The organism is Kitasatospora sp. cg17-2, from assembly GCF_054031055.1.
In genome coordinates this window covers 972,369-989,759 of sequence record NZ_CM132923.1, presented here as the reverse complement: position 1 = coordinate 989,759, position 17,391 = coordinate 972,369, and the positions used below count along the sequence as shown (strand labels likewise).

General features: G+C 74.3%; 16 protein-coding genes. 8 read left to right on the top strand and 8 right to left on the bottom strand.

All coding sequences use genetic code 11. The features are described 5' to 3' along the window. The first annotated feature begins 125 nt into the window (after positions 1–125). Together ACW14Y_RS03860 and ACW14Y_RS03855 are read left to right on the top strand one after the other, a co-directional pair. Complete coding sequence (locus ACW14Y_RS03860; RefSeq protein ID WP_380310983.1) at positions 126–452, top strand: hypothetical protein; 327 nt, start codon at positions 126–128, stop codon at positions 450–452. A 53-nt stretch (positions 453–505) separates the two neighbouring features. Beyond that, on the top strand, positions 506–826 hold the full coding sequence (locus tag ACW14Y_RS03855; protein ID WP_380310981.1) for a hypothetical protein: 321 nt from the start codon (positions 506–508) through the stop codon (positions 824–826). Between the two features lie 58 nt (positions 827–884). Here ACW14Y_RS03855 and ACW14Y_RS03850 read toward each other — a convergent pair whose 3' ends face one another. Both ACW14Y_RS03850 and ACW14Y_RS03845 read right to left on the bottom strand, forming a co-directional pair. Continuing rightward, the gene (locus ACW14Y_RS03850) at positions 885–1,481 is read right to left on the bottom strand and encodes a choice-of-anchor C family protein (RefSeq protein WP_380310979.1); all 597 of its coding nucleotides are present in this window, start codon (positions 1,479–1,481) and stop codon (positions 885–887) included. A 373-nt stretch (positions 1,482–1,854) separates the two neighbouring features. After that, positions 1,855–2,655 carry a helix-turn-helix transcriptional regulator gene (locus ACW14Y_RS03845; RefSeq protein ID WP_456985869.1) on the bottom strand — a complete coding sequence of 267 codons (801 nt, stop codon included), beginning with the start codon at positions 2,653–2,655 and terminating at the stop codon, positions 1,855–1,857. Between the two features lie 786 nt (positions 2,656–3,441). On the opposite strand from ACW14Y_RS03845, the gene ACW14Y_RS03840 reads away from it, so the two are divergent. After that, positions 3,442–4,722 carry a Cys-Gln thioester bond-forming surface protein gene (locus ACW14Y_RS03840; RefSeq protein WP_456985868.1) on the top strand — a complete coding sequence of 427 codons (1,281 nt, stop codon included), beginning with the start codon at positions 3,442–3,444 and terminating at the stop codon, positions 4,720–4,722. 156 nt (positions 4,723–4,878) lie between these two features. Here the strand turns inward: ACW14Y_RS03840 and ACW14Y_RS03835 are convergent, their stop codons facing one another. Then, the gene (locus ACW14Y_RS03835) at positions 4,879–6,114 is read right to left on the bottom strand and encodes a benzoate/H(+) symporter BenE family transporter (protein ID WP_380300247.1); all 1,236 of its coding nucleotides are present in this window, start codon (positions 6,112–6,114) and stop codon (positions 4,879–4,881) included. An 89-nt stretch (positions 6,115–6,203) separates the two neighbouring features. Here ACW14Y_RS03835 and ACW14Y_RS03830 point away from each other — a divergent pair, with 89 nt between their 5' ends. Beyond that, positions 6,204–6,869: a response regulator gene (locus tag ACW14Y_RS03830; protein WP_456985867.1), complete on the top strand. Its 666-nt coding sequence runs from the start codon at positions 6,204–6,206 to the stop codon at positions 6,867–6,869. A 7-nt stretch (positions 6,870–6,876) separates the two neighbouring features. On the opposite strand, the gene ACW14Y_RS03825 is transcribed toward ACW14Y_RS03830, so the two are convergent. From ACW14Y_RS03825 to ACW14Y_RS03810, 4 genes are all read right to left on the bottom strand, one after another. Next, on the bottom strand, positions 6,877–8,190 hold the full coding sequence (locus ACW14Y_RS03825; protein ID WP_456985866.1) for a sensor histidine kinase: 1,314 nt from the start codon (positions 8,188–8,190) through the stop codon (positions 6,877–6,879). Continuing rightward, entirely contained in the window at positions 8,183–9,559 is a 1,377-nt protein-coding gene (locus ACW14Y_RS03820; RefSeq protein ID WP_456985865.1) for an FtsX-like permease family protein, read from the bottom strand. The genes ACW14Y_RS03825 and ACW14Y_RS03820 overlap by 8 nt, the downstream gene beginning before the upstream one ends. A gap of 5 nt (positions 9,560–9,564) precedes the next feature. Beyond that, positions 9,565–10,317, bottom strand: coding sequence for an ABC transporter ATP-binding protein (locus ACW14Y_RS03815; protein WP_402723813.1), 753 nt, complete (start codon positions 10,315–10,317; stop codon positions 9,565–9,567). A 120-nt stretch (positions 10,318–10,437) separates the two neighbouring features. Continuing rightward, complete coding sequence (locus ACW14Y_RS03810; protein WP_456985864.1) at positions 10,438–11,010, bottom strand: universal stress protein; 573 nt, start codon at positions 11,008–11,010, stop codon at positions 10,438–10,440. Positions 11,011–11,420: 410 nt separating this feature from the next. Between ACW14Y_RS03810 and ACW14Y_RS03805 the strand changes: the two genes are divergently transcribed. The 4 genes from ACW14Y_RS03805 to ACW14Y_RS03790 all read left to right on the top strand — a co-directional run bounded on the left by ACW14Y_RS03805 (position 11,421) and on the right by ACW14Y_RS03790 (position 15,784). Next, a complete protein-coding gene (locus ACW14Y_RS03805) occupies positions 11,421–12,464 on the top strand; it encodes a DUF4073 domain-containing protein (protein ID WP_456985863.1) in 1,044 nt (347 codons plus the stop codon). A 185-nt stretch (positions 12,465–12,649) separates the two neighbouring features. After that, a complete protein-coding gene (locus ACW14Y_RS03800; RefSeq protein WP_456985862.1) occupies positions 12,650–13,255 on the top strand; it encodes a hypothetical protein in 606 nt (201 codons plus the stop codon). A gap of 53 nt (positions 13,256–13,308) precedes the next feature. After that, positions 13,309–14,139 (top strand): HEAT repeat domain-containing protein, encoded by an 831-nt coding sequence (locus ACW14Y_RS03795; RefSeq protein ID WP_380387455.1) that lies wholly within the window; start codon positions 13,309–13,311, stop codon positions 14,137–14,139. Positions 14,140–14,269: 130 nt separating this feature from the next. Then, a complete protein-coding gene (locus tag ACW14Y_RS03790; RefSeq protein WP_456985861.1) occupies positions 14,270–15,784 on the top strand; it encodes a protein kinase domain-containing protein in 1,515 nt (504 codons plus the stop codon). A 189-nt stretch (positions 15,785–15,973) separates the two neighbouring features. On the opposite strand, the gene ACW14Y_RS03785 is transcribed toward ACW14Y_RS03790, so the two are convergent. After that, complete coding sequence (locus ACW14Y_RS03785; protein WP_456985860.1) at positions 15,974–17,332, bottom strand: bifunctional folylpolyglutamate synthase/dihydrofolate synthase; 1,359 nt, start codon at positions 17,330–17,332, stop codon at positions 15,974–15,976. Positions 17,333–17,391: the final 59 nt, after the last annotated feature.

Sequence of the window (17,391 nt, the reverse complement as noted above, 5' to 3'; positions counted from 1 at the left end):
GTGCTCGAAGGGCTTTGCCCGGCCGGACTCCGCGCCCGGAGACTGGCTCCGCCGACCCCGCCCCGGCAGTCGTCCGGGGCACGGGTCGTCGCCGTGATCATCGGATCCGTTCCGGAGGAGTCCCCATGAGCCGTTCTTCCTCGCTCCGTCTGCGCGCCGCCGTCGTGGCGGTCGCGGCCTCGGCCTGCCTGCTCGGCGGTGCGGCCGTCGCCGGGGCCGCCCCGGCGAGCCCCGCCGGGGTCGCCTCGACCGCCGCGACCGAGTCGGCGTCGTTCACCGCCAGTGGCTACGGCTACACGCAGTCCGCCGCGATCGCCAACGCCTCCGACGCGGCCTTCGCGAAGGCGGAGCGGGCCGGCTGGCTGCGGAGCCAGTGCTACCTGCGCGCCACCGACGTCAAGCCGAGCGGCGGCGGGTTCTCGGTGGTCGCCGAGGTCTTCTGCCGGCGCTGACCCGTCCGATGTCCACCCCCGAGTCCACCGAGAAGGAAAGCAGGACCACTGAGATGACGTCGACGTTCGTCCGGGGCGCAGCCGCCCTCCTCCTCGCGGGTGCGGCCGTGCTCGTGCCGACCGCCGCGCACGCCGCCACCGACACCGTCACCCGGTCCGGCGCGGCCGCCGTCGCGCAGGAGACCCTGAGGTTCACCGGCTCCGCCTACGAGAACAGCCCCAAGGAGGCCAAGCGCGAGGCCGAGCGGCAGGCCCGCCACAGTGCACTGCTGAACGGCTTCCTCGACGAGCAGTGCGTGCTGCTGTTCGCGGAGTCCTACCGGCTCGCCCCCGGCTACTACGGGGCGAACGCCGCGATCAGCTGCACCCGCTGATCCCGAGGGCCCGGCGGGGCGACCGCCCCGCCGGGCCCGAGTCTGCGGGGCGGGCCGGTCAGCCGCAACAGGGCTTGCACTCCTGCACCTGCACGTTGTCGACGACCGGGCCGTAGGACCCGCCGACGGTGCTGGTGAAGCCCAGGGCGGTCGACGTGCCCTGCGCGACGAAGGTGAACTGACGGCCCACGTAGCCCATGGCGGCGAAGGTCCGGCCGGTGACGTCGAAGGAGAAGTCCTGGAAGTTCTGGCCGTCGATCAGCGCCCGGCCGGTCTTCAGGGCCGGCGCGCCCGCCGGATTGCCGGCCAGGGAGTAGGTGACCGAGTAGGTGGTGCCGGGGACGGTGGTGAAGCGCTGGGTGACGGTGCCGGCGCTGGTGCCGTTGAGGTCGACCGACTGGTCGCCCTCGGCGGCCTGCCAGAAGCCGGCGCCGATCAGGTCGACGCTGCCGCTCGCGACGCTCCACGGGCCGATGGTCTGACCGGCGGTCAGCGGGGTGAAGGAGTTGACGGGGGCCTTGGGCGTCTCGAAGCTGCCGTCGTCGAACCGGCTGAGCGCCCGGTTGCCGCCGGCGGCCTGGGCCGGGACGGCGAGGGCGGTGGCACCGGCGACGAGCAGGGCGACGGCGGCGAGGCGGGTGCGCGAGAACGACATGGGTGCCCTCCGGGGGCTGGCAGGTGAAGGGGATCAGCCGATGATCGGCTGTGCACAGAGCGTCCGCCGTCGCGGTGATCCCTGCCAAGGCCGGAGGGGTGGCGCCCGGTGTCGCGCGCGGCCCGGGACCGCGCCCCCGCACGCCGGTTTCGACCGGTCCGGGCCGGTGGTGCCGGGCCGGGCGGCACCGCGGGGGAGGGCTGCGGGCCTCGGAGCGGCCCCGTCCCGGGCGCCTCCCGGGGAGCGGAACGATTCGTGCACGCCCCTCCCGTGCCGCGCACTCCGCCACCGCTTCCCGCTGCGGGCCTGTTCCGTCCCACCGTCGTCCGGACGAGGTGCCCGCGCCGTGATGCCGTCGGTCGGTGCCGCCGCGTCAGATCCAGTTCCGTTCACGGGCGGCGAGCGCGGCCTGGAACCGGTTCGCCGCTCCCAGCCGGCGCATCAGCGTCGAGACATGGCTCCGGTACGTCCGGAGCGACATGTCGAGTTCCCGGGCGCCGACCTCGTCCTTGTCGACGCGTGCCATGGCGTGCAGCACCTTCCGCTCGACCTCGCCCGGCAGTTCCTCCTCGACTTCACAGGACTGCGACCACTGGTGCTCGAAGAGGGCCAGCAGGTGCGACAGCAGGCCCGGTTCGCGGACGATCAGTGCGCCCTTGGTGATGTCGTGCGGGTCGGCCGCCACCACGGCGGTCCGGCGGTCGAAGACCACCATGCGCTCCAGCGCGCCCGTAGTGCTGCGGACCCGGGCTCCCTCCCGCGCCAGCTCCGCCGCGAAGAGGTCGACCTCGGGGCGGTCGAGCGCACGGGCGTGCAGGATGGTCCGCATCCGCAGGCCGCGCTGCAGGTATTTGAGGTCGGAGCTCCTGACCGCGTCGAAGGCGGCGGTGAGGATCGGTCCGGGGTGGGTCGTGAGCCGCTCCTCGCGGGAGAAGAAGGACAGTTCGTCGACGCACGCGACCACTTGGTCGAGCCCCTCGACGTGTTCCAGTTCGCGGGCCGACCTCTGCCGCCCCGCCCGCCGTTCGTCCAGGAGGTCGTCCACCAGATGACGCGACGAGGCGATCTGCCGGATCTCACCCTGCAGACTCTGGATCCGGAGCCGTGCCAGTCGTTCCACCACCGACTCCGGATCGAGGGCGCTGTACGCGCGTCCACCGGTCGCGGCCACCATTCCGAGTTCCCGCAGTCGGGCAATGAGAGCTCCGGCCCCCTCTCGGCTGATTCCGCAGGTGAGGGATATTTCGGCAATCCCGATTCCCGGTGACCGGAGCATCGTTCGATAGGCGGATTCCTCCTGCGGGCTCACGCCGAGGGCCGCCAGTGTGGCTCGTTCCACTGATTCCACCGTCCCCGTGAAGAAATGTCGGACCGGAACAGTACCCCAGGTCGGGGACACGGGCGGGCCGTCGTGGCGACGGGGTGGGAGTCCTGTTGCGATATTCCGGCGCGGGGGCTCCATTGCTGCAGGAACCTGCGCCCCGGTTCTGCAGGAAGTGCCCCGGGAATCCGGCTCCGGACCCGCCCTCCCGTTGATACCTTCGTTCGTGTCCGGAACGGCAAGCCCAAGGATTTCGAGCACAGTTGGGCGGATGTCGCGAGCCGATGGAGGGCAATGGAGGATCCCGGCGGACCTGCCCTCCAGCGGCTCGCGCTCCGGCTCCGGCGGCATGTCATAGGTCGCCTCTATGGAGCCATAGAGCCGTGGAACGGCCACTCTCTCTTCGACGGCCGCGCCGCGAAGGGCGGAGGCGGACACAAGCATTGATCCGGCCCGGACCGGGGCCATTGGGTTCCGGAGTTCACAGGAGAAGAATCAGCAGTGAAGTGGAAGTCTGCAATCCGCGCGGCAGGAGTCGTGCTCGCGACGGGAACGCTGGCATTCGGCGTGCCGGCGCCGGCGGAGGCCGCCGGAACGGACGGCATCCCCGAGGAGCCTCCCGGTGTTCACGCGTCGCATGTGTCGACCAGCAGGATAGTCGTCGGCGAATTCGTCTTCTTCGGCGACGGCAAGGACGACGGGGTCAGGGGCGGTCTGATGGAAATGAGGACCTTCGACCCCGTCGCCGCCGTTTTCGGCTATTCCCTCGACGCCCGGAGCGAGATGAAACTCGGTTCGCCGTACGAGGTGGGCCGCTGGTCCGGCGTGTCCACGTTGAAGGGCAACGCGGATGCGGGGAAGGTCAACTGGATCCTGCGGCACGGGTTCCCGACAGTCACCGTCGAGGAGCTCGGGGCGATTGTTCAGGGAAAGCTCACAAGGGCGCAGGCGGCCGCCGCGACCCAGGCCGCCGTCTGGCGCCTCACCAACCACGTGAAGGGGGTGCTGAACAGCCCTGTCCCGGACCGGCTCGTCGACTACCTCGTGTCGCACGCCGTCGACGTCGAGGAACCGGCCGCTCCGCTGTCCCTCGCCCCCGCGACGGTGACCGGGAGCGCCGGGTCGGTGCTCGGCCCGATCGGGATCGCCACCACCGGCGATCAGGTCATCGGGCTCCTCGGCCCGGAGGCTGTCGCGGCCGGTGCGGTGCTGACCGACGGGAAGGGAACCGTCCTCTCGGACGGGAGCGGTCGGTTGACCGGCCCGGCCAAGAACGGTGACCCGCTCTTCGTGAAGGTCCCGGCCGCCGCGGGCGCGGGCGGCGGGACCGTCAGCGTGGCGGGCTACGTGCCGGTCGAGGACGGCTCGGTGCTGGTCAGTCCGGACAGTCAGCCGCTGATCCTCATTGGACTCAACAAGTTCCACACCATCGCGCGAGCGGAGGTGAGTTGGACCGCGGCTGCGGCTTCGCCGTCACCGACCGCCACCCCGAGCGGCTCGGGGAGCCCGAGTGCGAGCCCGAGCCCGAGTGCGAGTGCGAGTGCGAGCCCGAGTGTGCGTCCGAGCGAGTCGGGCTCTCCGTCCGCGACCGGTGAGCCGACCGGCTCGGCAGGCCCGAGTACGCGTCCGGGCGAGTCGGTCCCGCCGTCCGCCACGAACAGGCCGACCGGCTCGGCTTCCCGGACCGGCTCGGCTTCCCCGAGCGAGTCGGGCTCCCCGAGCAGCTCGGGGAGCCCGAGCCCGAGCGCGGCCCTCACTTCGGCCCCGGCTTCGACCCCTAGCACCGGAGGCGCACTCGCCTCCACGGGTGCCGGCGGAGGGATCCGGGTCGCCGCTGTTGCCGGTGTCGGGCTGCTGCTCGGCGGTGGAGTTCTGCTCCTGGTCGTGGAGCGGCGTCGGCGTCACCGCCACGGCGCCTGAGTCGAATGCTGTTGCGGGGGCGGGAAGTCGGTTCGGCCGACTTCCCGCCCCCCGCCCGTTCACTCCGCCGAACGCCTCGGCGCGATCAACAGTGTCCCGATCCTCGACGACACGCAGTCCTCCGATCAGGCAGAACGTCGAAGTCCTGCCGGACCGCTAGCGCTTGTCGCCGCCCCGCCGGGCGTCCAGGACCAGGTGGGTGCCGAGCCCGAACACCAGCCCCCAGAAGGCCGAGCCGATACCGAACAGGCTCATCCCCGAGGCGCTCGCCAGGAACGTCACCATCGCCGCGTCCCGCCCGCGCTCCTCGGCGACCGCCGCCGCGAGACTGCCCTGCAGCGAGGCCAGCAGCGCGACCCCGGCGATCACCGCGATCAGCTCCTTCGGCAGCCCGGTGAACAGGCTCACCAGCACCCCGCCGAAACTGCCCACGAGCACGTACAGCGCACCCGAGGACATCCCCGCCACATAGCGGCGGCGCGGATCCGGGTGGGCCTCCGGGCCCGAGCAGATCGCCGCCGTGATCGCGGCCAGATTGACCCCCGGCGAGCCGAACGGCGCCATCAGCACCGATATCGCGCCGGTCGAACCGATCAGCAGCCGGTCGTCCGCCCGGTAACCGAAGGCCCGCATCACCCCGAGACCGGGCGCGTTCTGCGAGGCCAGCGCCACGATCGTCAGCGGCAGCGCCAGACCCACCGCGGCCGACCAGGAGAACGCCGGCGCCGTCAGCACCGGCACCGTCGGCCCGCCCGAGCCCAGGTGCAGCGGCAGCCCCACCGTCAGCGCCGCCAGCACCCCGCCGGCCAGCAGCGCCACCGGCACGGCGTACCGGGGCACGAACCGCTTCGCCACCAGGAACGCCGCGAAGGCGCCGACCACCAGCGTCGGCGCGCTGTGCACGGCACCGAAGATCCCGGCGCCGAAGGAGAACAGGATGCCCGCCAGCATGGCGTTCACGATCCCCACCGGCACCGCGGCGATCAGCCGCCCGAACCACCCGGTCACCCCGAACAGCGTCACCGTCACGGCGCTCACCAGGAACGCCCCGATCGCCTCCCGGTACGGGTAGTCGCCCAGGCTGGTCACCAGCAGCGCGGCCCCGGGCGTCGACCAGGCGGTGACCACAGGCGTCCGCGTCCACCAGCTCAGCGCGAAGCCGCTCACCCCGCTGCCGATCGCCACCGCCCAGATCCAGGAGGCCGTCTGCGCGGTGTCCAGCCGCCCGGCGGCCGCCGCCGCGAGCACCACCACCAGGGGACCGGAGAACGACACCGCGACGCACACCAGGCCCGCCAGCAGCGCCGGCCCCGACACATCACGCCGCAGCGCCCGACGCTCCCCGTCCCCGGCCGCCACTGTCTCCGGCCGGGCCGTCAGTTCGTTTGTCATCCCGGCAGTATCCCGGAGCCGCCCGCGTGAAGATCGGCCCGCCCACCTGCGGCTCCCGGGCCCGATCGGGCGGGCCCGATAATGGCGTCATGATCGACAAGCGGTTGCGCGTGGTACTGGCCGAGGACTCCGTGATCCTCCGGGACGGCATGGTCGAGCTGCTCGGCGCGCGGGGGTGCGAGGTGGTGGCCACCGCCGGGACGGCGCCGGAGCTGATCGCCGCGGTGGCCGAGCACCGGCCGGACGTCGCCGTGGTGGACATCCGGATGCCGCCCACCCACACCGACGAGGGGATCCGGGCCGCCGTCGAGATCCGGTCGACCGACCCGGGGGCGGGCATCCTGGTGTTCTCCCAGCACGTCGAGACGGCCTGGGCGGCCCGGCTGCTGGCCGGTGGCGCGGCGGGGATCGGCTATCTGCTGAAGGAACGGGTGGCCCGGACCTCGGAGTTCATGGACGCGCTGCACCGGGTCGCGGACGGCGGTACGGCGCTCGACCCGGAGGTGGTCACCGGGCTGATGCGCGGCGTGCGGCGGCGGCTGGTGGACACTCTCACGCCGCGCGAGCGCGAGGTGCTGGAGCTGATGGCGCAGGGCCACTCCAACCGTTCGATCGCCGGGCTGCTGGTGGTGTCCGAGCGGGCGGTGGAGAAGCACGTGGCCGCCGTGTTCACCAAGTTCGACCTGCCGGCCACGGACGTCGACAACCGGCGGGTGAAGGCCGTGCTCGCGTACCTGGCCGAGCAGGAGGGGTGACGACGGTTCACAGGGCCGTCGGGAGGTCGGCCGTGACCGTGGTGGGACCGCCGGGTGGGCTGTCCACCCGCAGTGTCCCGTCCACCGCCGCCAGCCGCTCGGCCAGTCCGGTCAGGCCGCTCCCGCCTCCGGGCGCTGCCCCGCCGCCGGGCGCCGCCCCGCCCCGGCCGTCGTCGCGCACCAGCAGCCGGACCCGGCCGTCGGCCGCGCGCACCGCGAGTTCGGCCGAGCGGGCCCCGCTGTGCTTGGCGATGTTGGTGAGCAGTTCGGCGGCGCAGTAGTAGACCGCCTGCTCGATGGCCGGCTCCGGCCGTTGACGCAGGTCGAGGCGGATGTCGACCGGTACGGGGCAGGTCGCGGCGAGACCGGGAAGGGCCTCGCCGAGGCCGCCCTCCGGCGTCACCGGGTGGATGCCCCGGGTGAGCAGCCGGAGTTCGACGATGGTGTCGTCCGTCTGGGTACGGGCCCGGGTGACCAGGGCGCGCAGCCGCGCAGCGTCCGCGGGGGCGGACGGGTCCGGCCCGGGCGGTCCGTCGGGGCCGAGCGCGTCCTCGGCGAGCGCGAGCGTGATCGCCAGCGCCACCAGCCGGGCCTGCGTGCCGTCGTGCAGATCACGCTCCAGCCCGCGGAGCCGGTCGGTGTTCGCCGCGATCAGGCCGCTGCGGGCGTTCTCCAGCTCCCGCACGCGCTGGTGGGTCCGGACCGGTCCGAGCAGGGCCCGGGCCAGCCGCCGGTTCACCCCGCTCAGCGCCCGGACCGTGCCCGGTGCCGAGGCCAGCAGCACCAGGCCCAGGGGCACGGCGACGAGCTCCGGCCAGCCGGTCGCCCGGGGGCCCGGTTCCAGCAGCCGGATCCAGAGCGGGAAGCCGACCAGCCACCCGCCGCCGAGCGGAAGCAGCACGGCGGCCGCGAAGCCGAGCACGCCCAACGGCAGCCGCAGCAGCAGGTGGAGCAGCACCCGCCAGGCGACCGGATCGGTGAGCACCGCCCGGCCCCGGGCCAGTGCTCCCGCCGGGCGGGGCAGCGGGGCCGGCGGTTCGACCCGTTCGCCGAGCAGCCGGTCCACCAGCCACCGCTGCGGTGCGCCGAGGCGGCGCACACCCAGCAGCGCGAGGGCGACGAACGGCAGGCCGACCACCGTCAGCGAGAGCAGGACCCCCGCGTACAGGACGGCGATCGCGAGGAGCCCGCCGAGCAGGGCGACCGGCAGCCCGAGGACCGCGAAGGCCCAGTCCCCGCCCCGGACGGCGAGGTGGCGCCGCCACCCGGGCGCGGCGCCGTGCCTCGCCCCTCCGGCCGGGCCGTCGGCGCGCTCAGTCACGGCCGCCGCCCACCAGCTCCGCCGCCGGTCCGCCGACCGCCCGGCGGCCGGTGACCAGGATGGCCGGCAGGACCAGCGCCGCCGCGCCCGCCACGATCCACCCGCAGGTCCCCACCGGCACCGGCGGCACCGCCGAACCCGTCACGGCGGCGCTGAACGCGGAGGTCGCGGCGCCCGCGACCGCCGCGCCGAGCAGGACGCCGACCGCGGTGGTCAGCACCGCCTCCGCCGAGAGCATTCGCAGCAGCTGCGGCCGGGTGGCGCCGACCAGCCGCAGCAGGGCGAACTCCCGGCGCCGGTCGGCGGTCACGGCGACCAGGGTGTTGACGACGGAGACCGTGGCGAAGCAGACCAGCATCCCCAGCTCGGCCTGCCGCAGCCAGATGTCGGTGGCGGAGGTCACGGAGGAGGCGCTGCCCCCCGCCGCCGCGGCCCGCCCGGCGGTGAATGTCATGATCGACATGGTGCCCGACAGCCCCACCAGCAGCGCGACCGGCACCACCGCGGACGACAGCCGCCGCGCGTAACCGCGCAGGTTGGCGTCGGCCAGCCAGCCCGCCCCGGGCGCCAGCACCCGGAGCGGACCGCCCAGCACGGCCGCCAGGACCCGTGCCGCGAACGGGCCCACCAGGGCGACCGCGACCAGCAGCACCAGCGAGGCGAGCAGCGCGGCCTGCCCCGCCTTGTCCACCTGGTCGGCCGGCCGGGTCGCCGACAGCCGCAGCAGCAGGACACCGCCCGCCAGCGCGCCGGCCCCGGCGAGCAGCCGCGGCACACCGGTCCGGGCGTGCTCCGTCGAGCTCGCCGTCAGCGCCGCCGCCGGCGCGATGCGGGAGATCCGTCGGGCCGCCACGGCGGCGGCCGCCAGTCCGACCAGCAGGACGACGCCGAGGGCGACCAGCATCGGCACCGGCGTCCCCGGCACCCGGACGCCCGGCGCCGCCATACCGCGCCGCTGCAGCGCGGTGAGGAACCACCGGGCCGCCACCGCGCCGAGCGCCCAGCCCGGCCCGGTCACCAGCAGGACGGTGACGAGGACCTCGCCGCGCACCAGTCGCCGGGTCTGCCGGGGCGTCGCGGCGACGGTGCGCAGCAGGGCCAGTTCACGGTGCTGCTGACGGAGCGCGAAACCCAGCGCGTTGACGACGACGAAGAACGCGACCAGGACGGCGATCTCGCCGAACGCCGCCGCGATCACCATCAGCCCCGGTCCGGCGGCCGCCTTCCGGACGGCCGCCGGCGTCGCGAGCTCGGCGGCGAACAGGGAGCCGAACAGGGTGACCGCCGCGATGGCGAGCAGCAGGGCGACCGCCGTTCCGGCGAAGGCGGCCGGGCGCCGACGCAGCTGTCCGAGAACGAGGGAGAACATCGCGCTCACCCGCCCAGCCGGCTCAGGCGCTCGCCGACCTCGGCGGCGGTGGGGCGCTCCAGCTCGTCGACCACCAGGCCGTCGGCCAGCATCAGCACCCGGTCCGCGTACCCGGCGGCCACCGGGTCGTGGGTCACCATGACGCAGGTCCGGCCGTCCCGGTCCACCCCGGACCGCAGCAGGGCCAGCACCTCGTGCCCGGTGGACCGGTCCAGGGCGCCGGTCGGCTCGTCGGCGAACAGCACCTCGGGGTCGGAGACCAGGGCCCGGGCGATCGCCACCCGCTGCTGCTGACCGCCGGAGAGCTGCCCCGGCCGGTGCCGCTCGCGCCCGGCCAGGCCGACCCGGGCCAGCGCGTCCAGCACCTGACGCCGGTCGGGCCGCCGCCCGGCCAGTCGGCCGGGCAGCTCCACGTTCTGGGCGACCGTCATGGCCGGCATCAGGTTGAAGGCCTGGAACACGAACCCGACCCGGCTGCGCCGCAGCTCCGCCAGCCGCCGCTCGGGCAGCCCCGACACCTCGGTGTCGCCCCACCGGACGGTGCCGCGGGTGGGGCGGTCCATCCCGGCGAGGCAGTGCAGCAGGGTGGTCTTCCCGGAGCCGGAGGGCCCCATCACCGCGGTGAAGGTGCCGGGCGCGAAGGCCACGGACACCCCGCGCAGGGCCCGCACCGCGGCGGTGCCGCGTCCGTACTCGCGGTAGAGGTCGTCCGCCCGCGCGGCGGCCGCGGTACCGGTGGTCTGTGTCGTTCCGTCCATACCGCCATCCTTGGCGGCTGCGGCGCACGGATCGATGGTGCGGCCCCCCGAACCGGGGGTTCGGTTTTCCGAACCCCCGCCCGGGTCAGCGGTGACGCGGGCCGGCGACCGCCCAGGTGATCAGCGCACGCCGACGGGCCGGGGGTGGGTGTGTCGGGTGCCGGGGTGGCCGGCCGCGAAGGGGAGTGGTGCGCCGCTGCGGGCGCTGAACTCCAGGCGTTCGAGCAGTTCGGAGGGGGAGACGGCGGTGACGGGGCAGGTGGCGTGTGTGTGGCAGTGGGCGAGGACGGTGCCGGGCAGCAGTCGGGCGAGGCGGCTGTGGCGGCCGGTGCCGATCAGCAGTCGGTCGTCGGGTCCGGTGACGGCGGAGACGAGGGCGGGTCCGGCGTTGCCCCGGACGGTGAGGGGGTGGATGACGAGGTCGGCGGGGTAGCCGCCGAAGGCCTGCTCGAAGGCGGTGTCGATGCGGCGGCGGGCGGCGTGCTCCAGTTCGGACAGCGGGCGCGGTCCGCGCCGGTCGTCGTCGGAGGGCGACCAGGCGGCGACCGGGACGAGCACGGCCTGGCGCCGGGCGGCCTCGGCCACGGCGCGGTAGAGCGCCGCGAGGCTGCCCAGGGATCCGCTGAGCCCGACGACCACTCTGGTGGTCCCGGTCGTACTGCTGGTTCTGGTGCCGCTGGTGGTGCCGGTCATGGCTGCTCGCCTCCGCCTCGGTCGCGTGACACCCGGTGGTTCCCCGCCTCCGGGGGACCCTTGTCCAGGGAACGCCCCGGCCGGGGTGCCCGGGCCGCCGCTGACGGCACCATGACGGCGGGAGGCGCGTTCTTGACGGACTCATGACGCGGTCGCCGGCCTCCGGCGCTCGGCCCGGTCGGTCCGGTAGGCCCGGTCCGCCCGCCCGCCCGCCCGCCCGCCCGCTCGGTCCGGTCGGTCCGCTCGACCCGCTCGGCCCGGGCAATCGCAAGCGGTCATTCGTATCGTGACCATCCGTCGGCACCCGTTCACCTGGTCGTCCACTTGATCGCATATCGATAACGGGTCTGATCCGAATCGTGCGAGGGGCCGGCTCCCCCGTCCCCGCGCGACAGTGGAAGGGAACGACCATGGAACGCAGGTCCCTGCTCGGTGCGACGGCCGGAGCACTGGTGCTCGGAGGTCTCGCCCACGGCACCGCCGCGGCCGCGCCCGCCCAGGACGCGCCCGCCGAAGCCACGTCCGCCGAGGCCGGCGGAGGGCTCGTCACCACCTTCAACGTCATCAGCGACATCCAGGGCGACCTCGGTGACTTCGCCCAGGCCCTCCGGGACATCAGGTCCACCAATCCGCGCTCCTCGGGTCTGGCCGTCGCCGGCGACATCACGCCGCGCGGCTACGACTTCGAGTACGCCGAGGTGCGGAAGGTCCTGGACCAGGGCCCGAAGCCGCGCGAGGTGGCCTGGGCGATCGGCAACCACGAGTTCTACGTGCCGAAGTGGTCCGACCCGAACACGCTCGCCCAGAGCACCTGGCCTAACGGGACCACCGAGGACTCCCTCTTCCGCAGCTTCTACCGGTTCGCCGGCCGGTCCACGATCTACACGGAGACGACGTTCGGCGGCATCCCGGTGCTGACCCTCGGCACCGAGCGGTACATGAGGTACCACGACAGCGCGCTGTGGGACGAGGTGTGGATCAGCGACGCGCAGTTCCAGTGGCTGGAGGACCGCCTGCAGTACTGGGCGCGGCGGCGGAAGCCGGTCATGGTGATCACCCACCACCCGCTGCCCAACACCGTCTCCGGTACCCGCAGCAAGATCTATTCGAGTGACTACCTCCAGCCCGACCGGCTCCTCGGCCTCCTGGGGCGCCACCGCGACGTGTTCCTCTTCAGCGGTCACACCCACTGGGACCTCAACCTCTCCGACTGGTACGTGCGCCGCGTCGTGCCCGGCACCGCCAACCTCGACGGCTTCTCGGTGATCAACACCGGCGCCGTGCAGACCGGCTACGCCGACAACGGGCAGGGCGGCGAGTCCACCGTCCCCGGACGCTTCAATCAGGGGATCCAGGTGGACGTGTACCGCGACCGGGTCGTCGTCAAGGCACGCGACTTCGCGACGGGTACCTGGATGAAGCGGACGACCGTGCCGCTGGCCACCCGGATCTGACCGCCCGGCGGTCCTCCGCCCCGACCGCCCCGACCGCCCTGACCGCTCCGTCCACCCCGTCCGGGCCGTCCGCCCCGTCGGGGCCTCGACAGCACCGCCGCGCCAGGGGAACAGCCCGGCGCGGCGGTGCCCGGTCGACCGCGCGGACCCGACGGATGTCGGTGGCGGAGGCTATGGTCCGCCCCATGGAACAGGATCTCCTGGAGCGCTTCCCGCCCCTGCCCGACCGGATCGGCCACGTCGGGGGCGTGGAGTCGCTGACCCTGGACGGGCGGCGGTACTACTTCGGCTTCGACTTCACCAGCGACCTGGTCGTCTCCCCGCTGATCGACGACCCGCGGGCGATGGCCGCCTTCGCGAGCGCGTACATGCGGCAGCGCACCGGCAGTCACGACGCGGCCCACTGGGACGACCTGGTGGCTCTCGCGGTCGAGGGAACGGCGCTGACCGGCGACGACGCGGATCGGGCCGTCGTCTCCGCGGACCTGCGTGGCGGCCTGCCGGCGTCCGGCAGTCATCTGCTCTATCTCCTGGGCGCGGCCACCGCTTGGGAGGACTGGTTCGACGAGGCGCCGGAGGTGCGGCGGGCGTGCAAGCGGCTCGGGTTCGACGAGGACGATCCGGAGTTCGTGGACCACTGCCTCGACGCTGTCCGGGAGCACGGGACGCAGGCGCGGCCCGACGAGTGGACGGTCGCGCGGTTCCACCTGACCGCGGCGGTACGCCACCTGCCCGGCAACTGGGACCTGCTGTTCGCGCCACTCGCGGAGGGCCTGCTGAACCACCGCTGAGCGCCCGGTAATTGCCAGGACGCCGCGGAGCCGATCGCCTAGCATGCCGAGCCATGGCGATGTTTGTGCACCTCACAGCGGCGGCGAACGCGCCGCGCATCCGGCGGGCCGGGATCCGTTCGGCCAGTCACGGCCAGGACGGCGCACGCGGGGTGTACTGCTTCCCGGTGCTGCCGTCGTACACGCTCACCCACCAGTGGATGCGCGAGCTGGGCCGCTTCGACCGGCGGGGCGGTCGGGTGGCCGTCCACGTCCGGCTGGACGACGCCCAGCCGGTGCTGGTCGGGTCCTACGGGGACCGGGCGCGGAGCGCCCAGGCCGTGGTCCCCGCGGCGGAGGCGGTGCGGCGGATCGCGGCGCTGGACGACCCGCGCGGCTGGGAGGTGTTCGTACCCCGGGCGATCGGGCGGGCGGAGGTCCACCGCGTCCGCGCCGCGCCGCAGGTGGTGGGCTGGCGGTACTGCCCCGACGCGCACGGCACCCGGCCCTGCACCTGTTTCGGCTGCCGGGTGCGCGGCGGCTACGGGGCCCGGCGGCTGCGCGAGCGTCTCCCGCACCAGCTGGACGGCCCGCCGCCGCCGACCGACGTGCTGCTCGCCCGGATCGCGGCCGCCGGGGATCCGGGCGACCCGGCCGAGCTGGAGGCGGTCCTCGACCATTTCATGCGGCTCCGCCGCCGCCGGGGCCCGATCGCCCGACTCGCCCACCTCGCCGCCCATCCCGACCACCGCGTCCGGGAGTCCCTGGTGTGGGCGATCGGCGACTGGCGCACGCCCGGGGTCGCCGAACTGCTGTTCGCCCTCGCCGACGACCCGCACCCGGACGTCCGCGAGGCGGTGGCGGGGGCGCCGGAGTTCGTCCGGCGAAGGCCCGCCGAGGCGTAGCCGTTCCCGGTCGGCCGACGCCGCGCGACCGGGGGACCCGGCCCGTTGATCGGGAACCCCGGACGAGGCTGCGCGGGGTCGTCCGGACACACTACGGTGAGCCCGGACGGGACTCGGGGTGGGGGAGCGGATGTTGCAGGGCACCATGGTCAACGACCGGTACCGGATGGACCGTTGCATCGGTGTCGGCGGGATGGGGGCGGTCTGGAGTGCCCTGGACACCCGGCTGCAACGGGACGTCGCCGTCAAGGTCCTGCTGCCCCAGGTGGACGGCGCGGAGGACCACGAGGCGCAGGCCCGCTTCGAGCGGGAGGCCCGCATCACCGCGCGGCTCCAGCACCCGAACATCATCGGCGTGCACGACTACGGCCTTCACCGGGAGGCCGGTCTGGCGACGCCCTACGTCGTGATGAGCCTGCTCACCGGCCGGTCCGTCGCCGAGGCCCTGGGGTCGGGTCAGCGGCTCGACCCCGCCCGGGCCGTGGAGTGGGGCGTGCAGATCTGCAACGCGCTGGCCGCCGCCCACGCGGTGGATGTCGCGCACCGGGACATCAAACCGGGGAACCTCTTCCTGACGCGGCACGCGGACGGCACGGAGGCCGTCGTCGTCCTCGACTTCGGTATCGCCGCCTACCTGATGGCCGGCCACACCCAGCTCACCCCCGCCGGCAGCGCCAACGGCACCCCGGCGTACATGGCCCCGGAACAGATCAAGGGCCTGCGGATCGACGGCCGGGCCGACCTCTACTCCCTCGGCTGCGTGCTGTACGAGTTCCTGACCGGCACGACGCCCTTCGGCTTCCGCGGCAACTCGTACGCCGCGATGGAAGCCCACCTGAACGAGCAGCCCGTGCCACCGCGGCACCACCGGCCCGAGCTGCCGGACGGCCTCGACCGTGTCGTCCTGCGGCTCCTGGCCAAGGATCCGGCGGACCGCCCCGCCTCGGCCCTGGCCGTGGCCGAGGCGCTGCGGGCTGCCGTCGCCCGGCCGACGGGCGCCGCCGCCACCGTACTGGCGACCGTGCGCGTTCCGTCGTCGTCGCCGTCCTTGCCCCCGCCTCCTGCCGCGGCCGTCCGGCCGCCCAGCGTCGACGAACTGACGACGGCCCACGAGCTGGCCAACTCCCTCGGCCGGGAGGGGCGCCACAACGAGGCGGCGACCGTGCTGGCGCAGGTGGCCGACGGCCGGGCGCGGCTGCTGGGCGCGGCCCACCCGGACACCCTCAGGGCGCGCAACAACCAGGCCTACAACCTGGGCGAGGCCGGGCAGTACCGGGAGGCGGCCCGATTGCTGGAGCAGGTGGCGGCCGACCGCCACCACGCGCTGGGGCCCGACCACCCGCACACCCTCACCAGCCGGCACAACCACGCCTACTACCTGGGCGAGGCCGGCTACCGCGAGGAGGCGGCGCGGCTGCTGGCGCTCGTGGCGGCCGACCGCCGACGCGTCCTCGGCCCGGACCACCCGCACACCCTCACCGCCCGGCACAACCACGCCTGCAACCTGGGCGAGGCCGGGCACCACGGTGAGGCGGCCCGACTGCTGGAGCAGGTGGCGGCCGACCGCCACCGTGTGCTGGGCCAGTTCCACCCGCAGACCGTCAAGTCCCGCAAGAGCCGCGCGATCCACGCCGCCCGGAGCTGACACCCGGGGACGGAGCGGGACGCACGGCAACGGCCGGCCATCGTCCGGGCGATGCTGCGGAACCCGCCGGTCCTCGTCCTCGACGAGGCCATGAGCGGCCTGGGCCCCCACACCGAACGCGCGGTCCAGGAGGCCCGCGACACACTGTCCGCGGGCCGGAGGAGCATCGACCCGGAGGCGGTCAGGCGGTCAGGCGGGCGGGAGGTCGAGCGCGGTGCGGGCTTCGCCGACCAGGCGGAGCGAGCCGGTGACGACGATCAGGCCGCCGGGCCCGGCGAGGGCGCCGGCCTGCTCCAGTGCCGACCGGGTGTTCTGGGCGGTCAGGCACGGGCCCCGGCCGGCGGCGACGCGGTCGCGCACGGCGGAGGGGTCGGAGCACTCGTGGGAGCCGGTGCGGGTGAGGACCATCGGCCAGTGGGAGGGCAGCGGGGCGAGCATGCCGGGGACGTCCTTTCCCTCGAAGGAGGAGAAGACCAGGACGGGCGGTCGGTCCCCGCGGCCGTCCGCGTGCCCGTCCCCGCGGCCGTGGCGGAGGATCTCCGGGGCGACGGCGGCGACACCCTGCGGGTTGGTCGCGCCGTCGAGAAGGACGCGGCCCGTCCAGCCCCGCAGCCGGGCGTCGGGGACGAGTTCGAGGCGGCCCGGCCAGCGGGTGGCGGCCAGTCGGGCGCGGAGGCGTTCGCCGTCCGGGGTGCGGAGGTGGCCGCGTTCGGCCATCGCGTCCACCGCCGCGACGGCGACCGCAAGGTTGTGGTGCTGGTGCGCGCCGGGCAGTGGGCAGGGGAGGCCGCGGTGCACCGCGCGCGGGGTGGTGACGTCCACCACGACCGCGGGAGAGCGGTCGCCGGCGACGGTGCGGGCCGTGTAGTGGATCTCGTGGTCCATGCGCCACACGGTGAGCCGGTCCCGTTCGTCGAGGACCTGCTGCGCCGCGGCGGCCGCCTCGGGGGTGAGCCGCCCCAGGACCGCGTGGTCCCCGTCACGGACGGCCATCGCCTTGGCCCGGGCGATCTCGGCCAGGGAGTTCCCGAGCAGCCGGGTGTGGTCGAGTCCGATGCCGGTGACGACCTTGACGTCCATGCCGAGTTCCCCGGCCGCGGCCCGGTTCCCGCCGATGCTCGCCTCGGCCACGGCCAGCGGCACCCCTGCGCGGCGGAAGTGCACGGCGGCGGTGGCCGCGTACAGGCCCGAGGCCAGGACCGGCAGCGCGTGCCGCTCGACCGCCTGCCACACCTCGGCGAACGCGGCTGCGTACTCGGCGCGTGTGACGGGGACCCCGTCGACCCGGATCCGTTCCCGGTGCTCCTGAAGGTGCGGGCTGGGCATGCTGCCCACCCGTGCACCGTCGGCGGTCACCGCCGACACCGCGAACGCGCAGGTCGATCCCTTGCCGTTCGTCCCGACCACGAGCATCCCCCGCAGTCCGCGCTCGGGATGACCCAGTGCCGCCAGCAGCCGGGGGACGTTCGCCCGTCGTTCGTCGCGGAGCGACTCCCGCACCCGCCCGTGCAGCTTCTCGAGGATGTCCACGCAGTCCTGGTAGTCCATTCCGCAATGCTCCCCAGCCGGCGTCCGTCGGATGCGCCGACGCGGGAAGGCCGACTCCG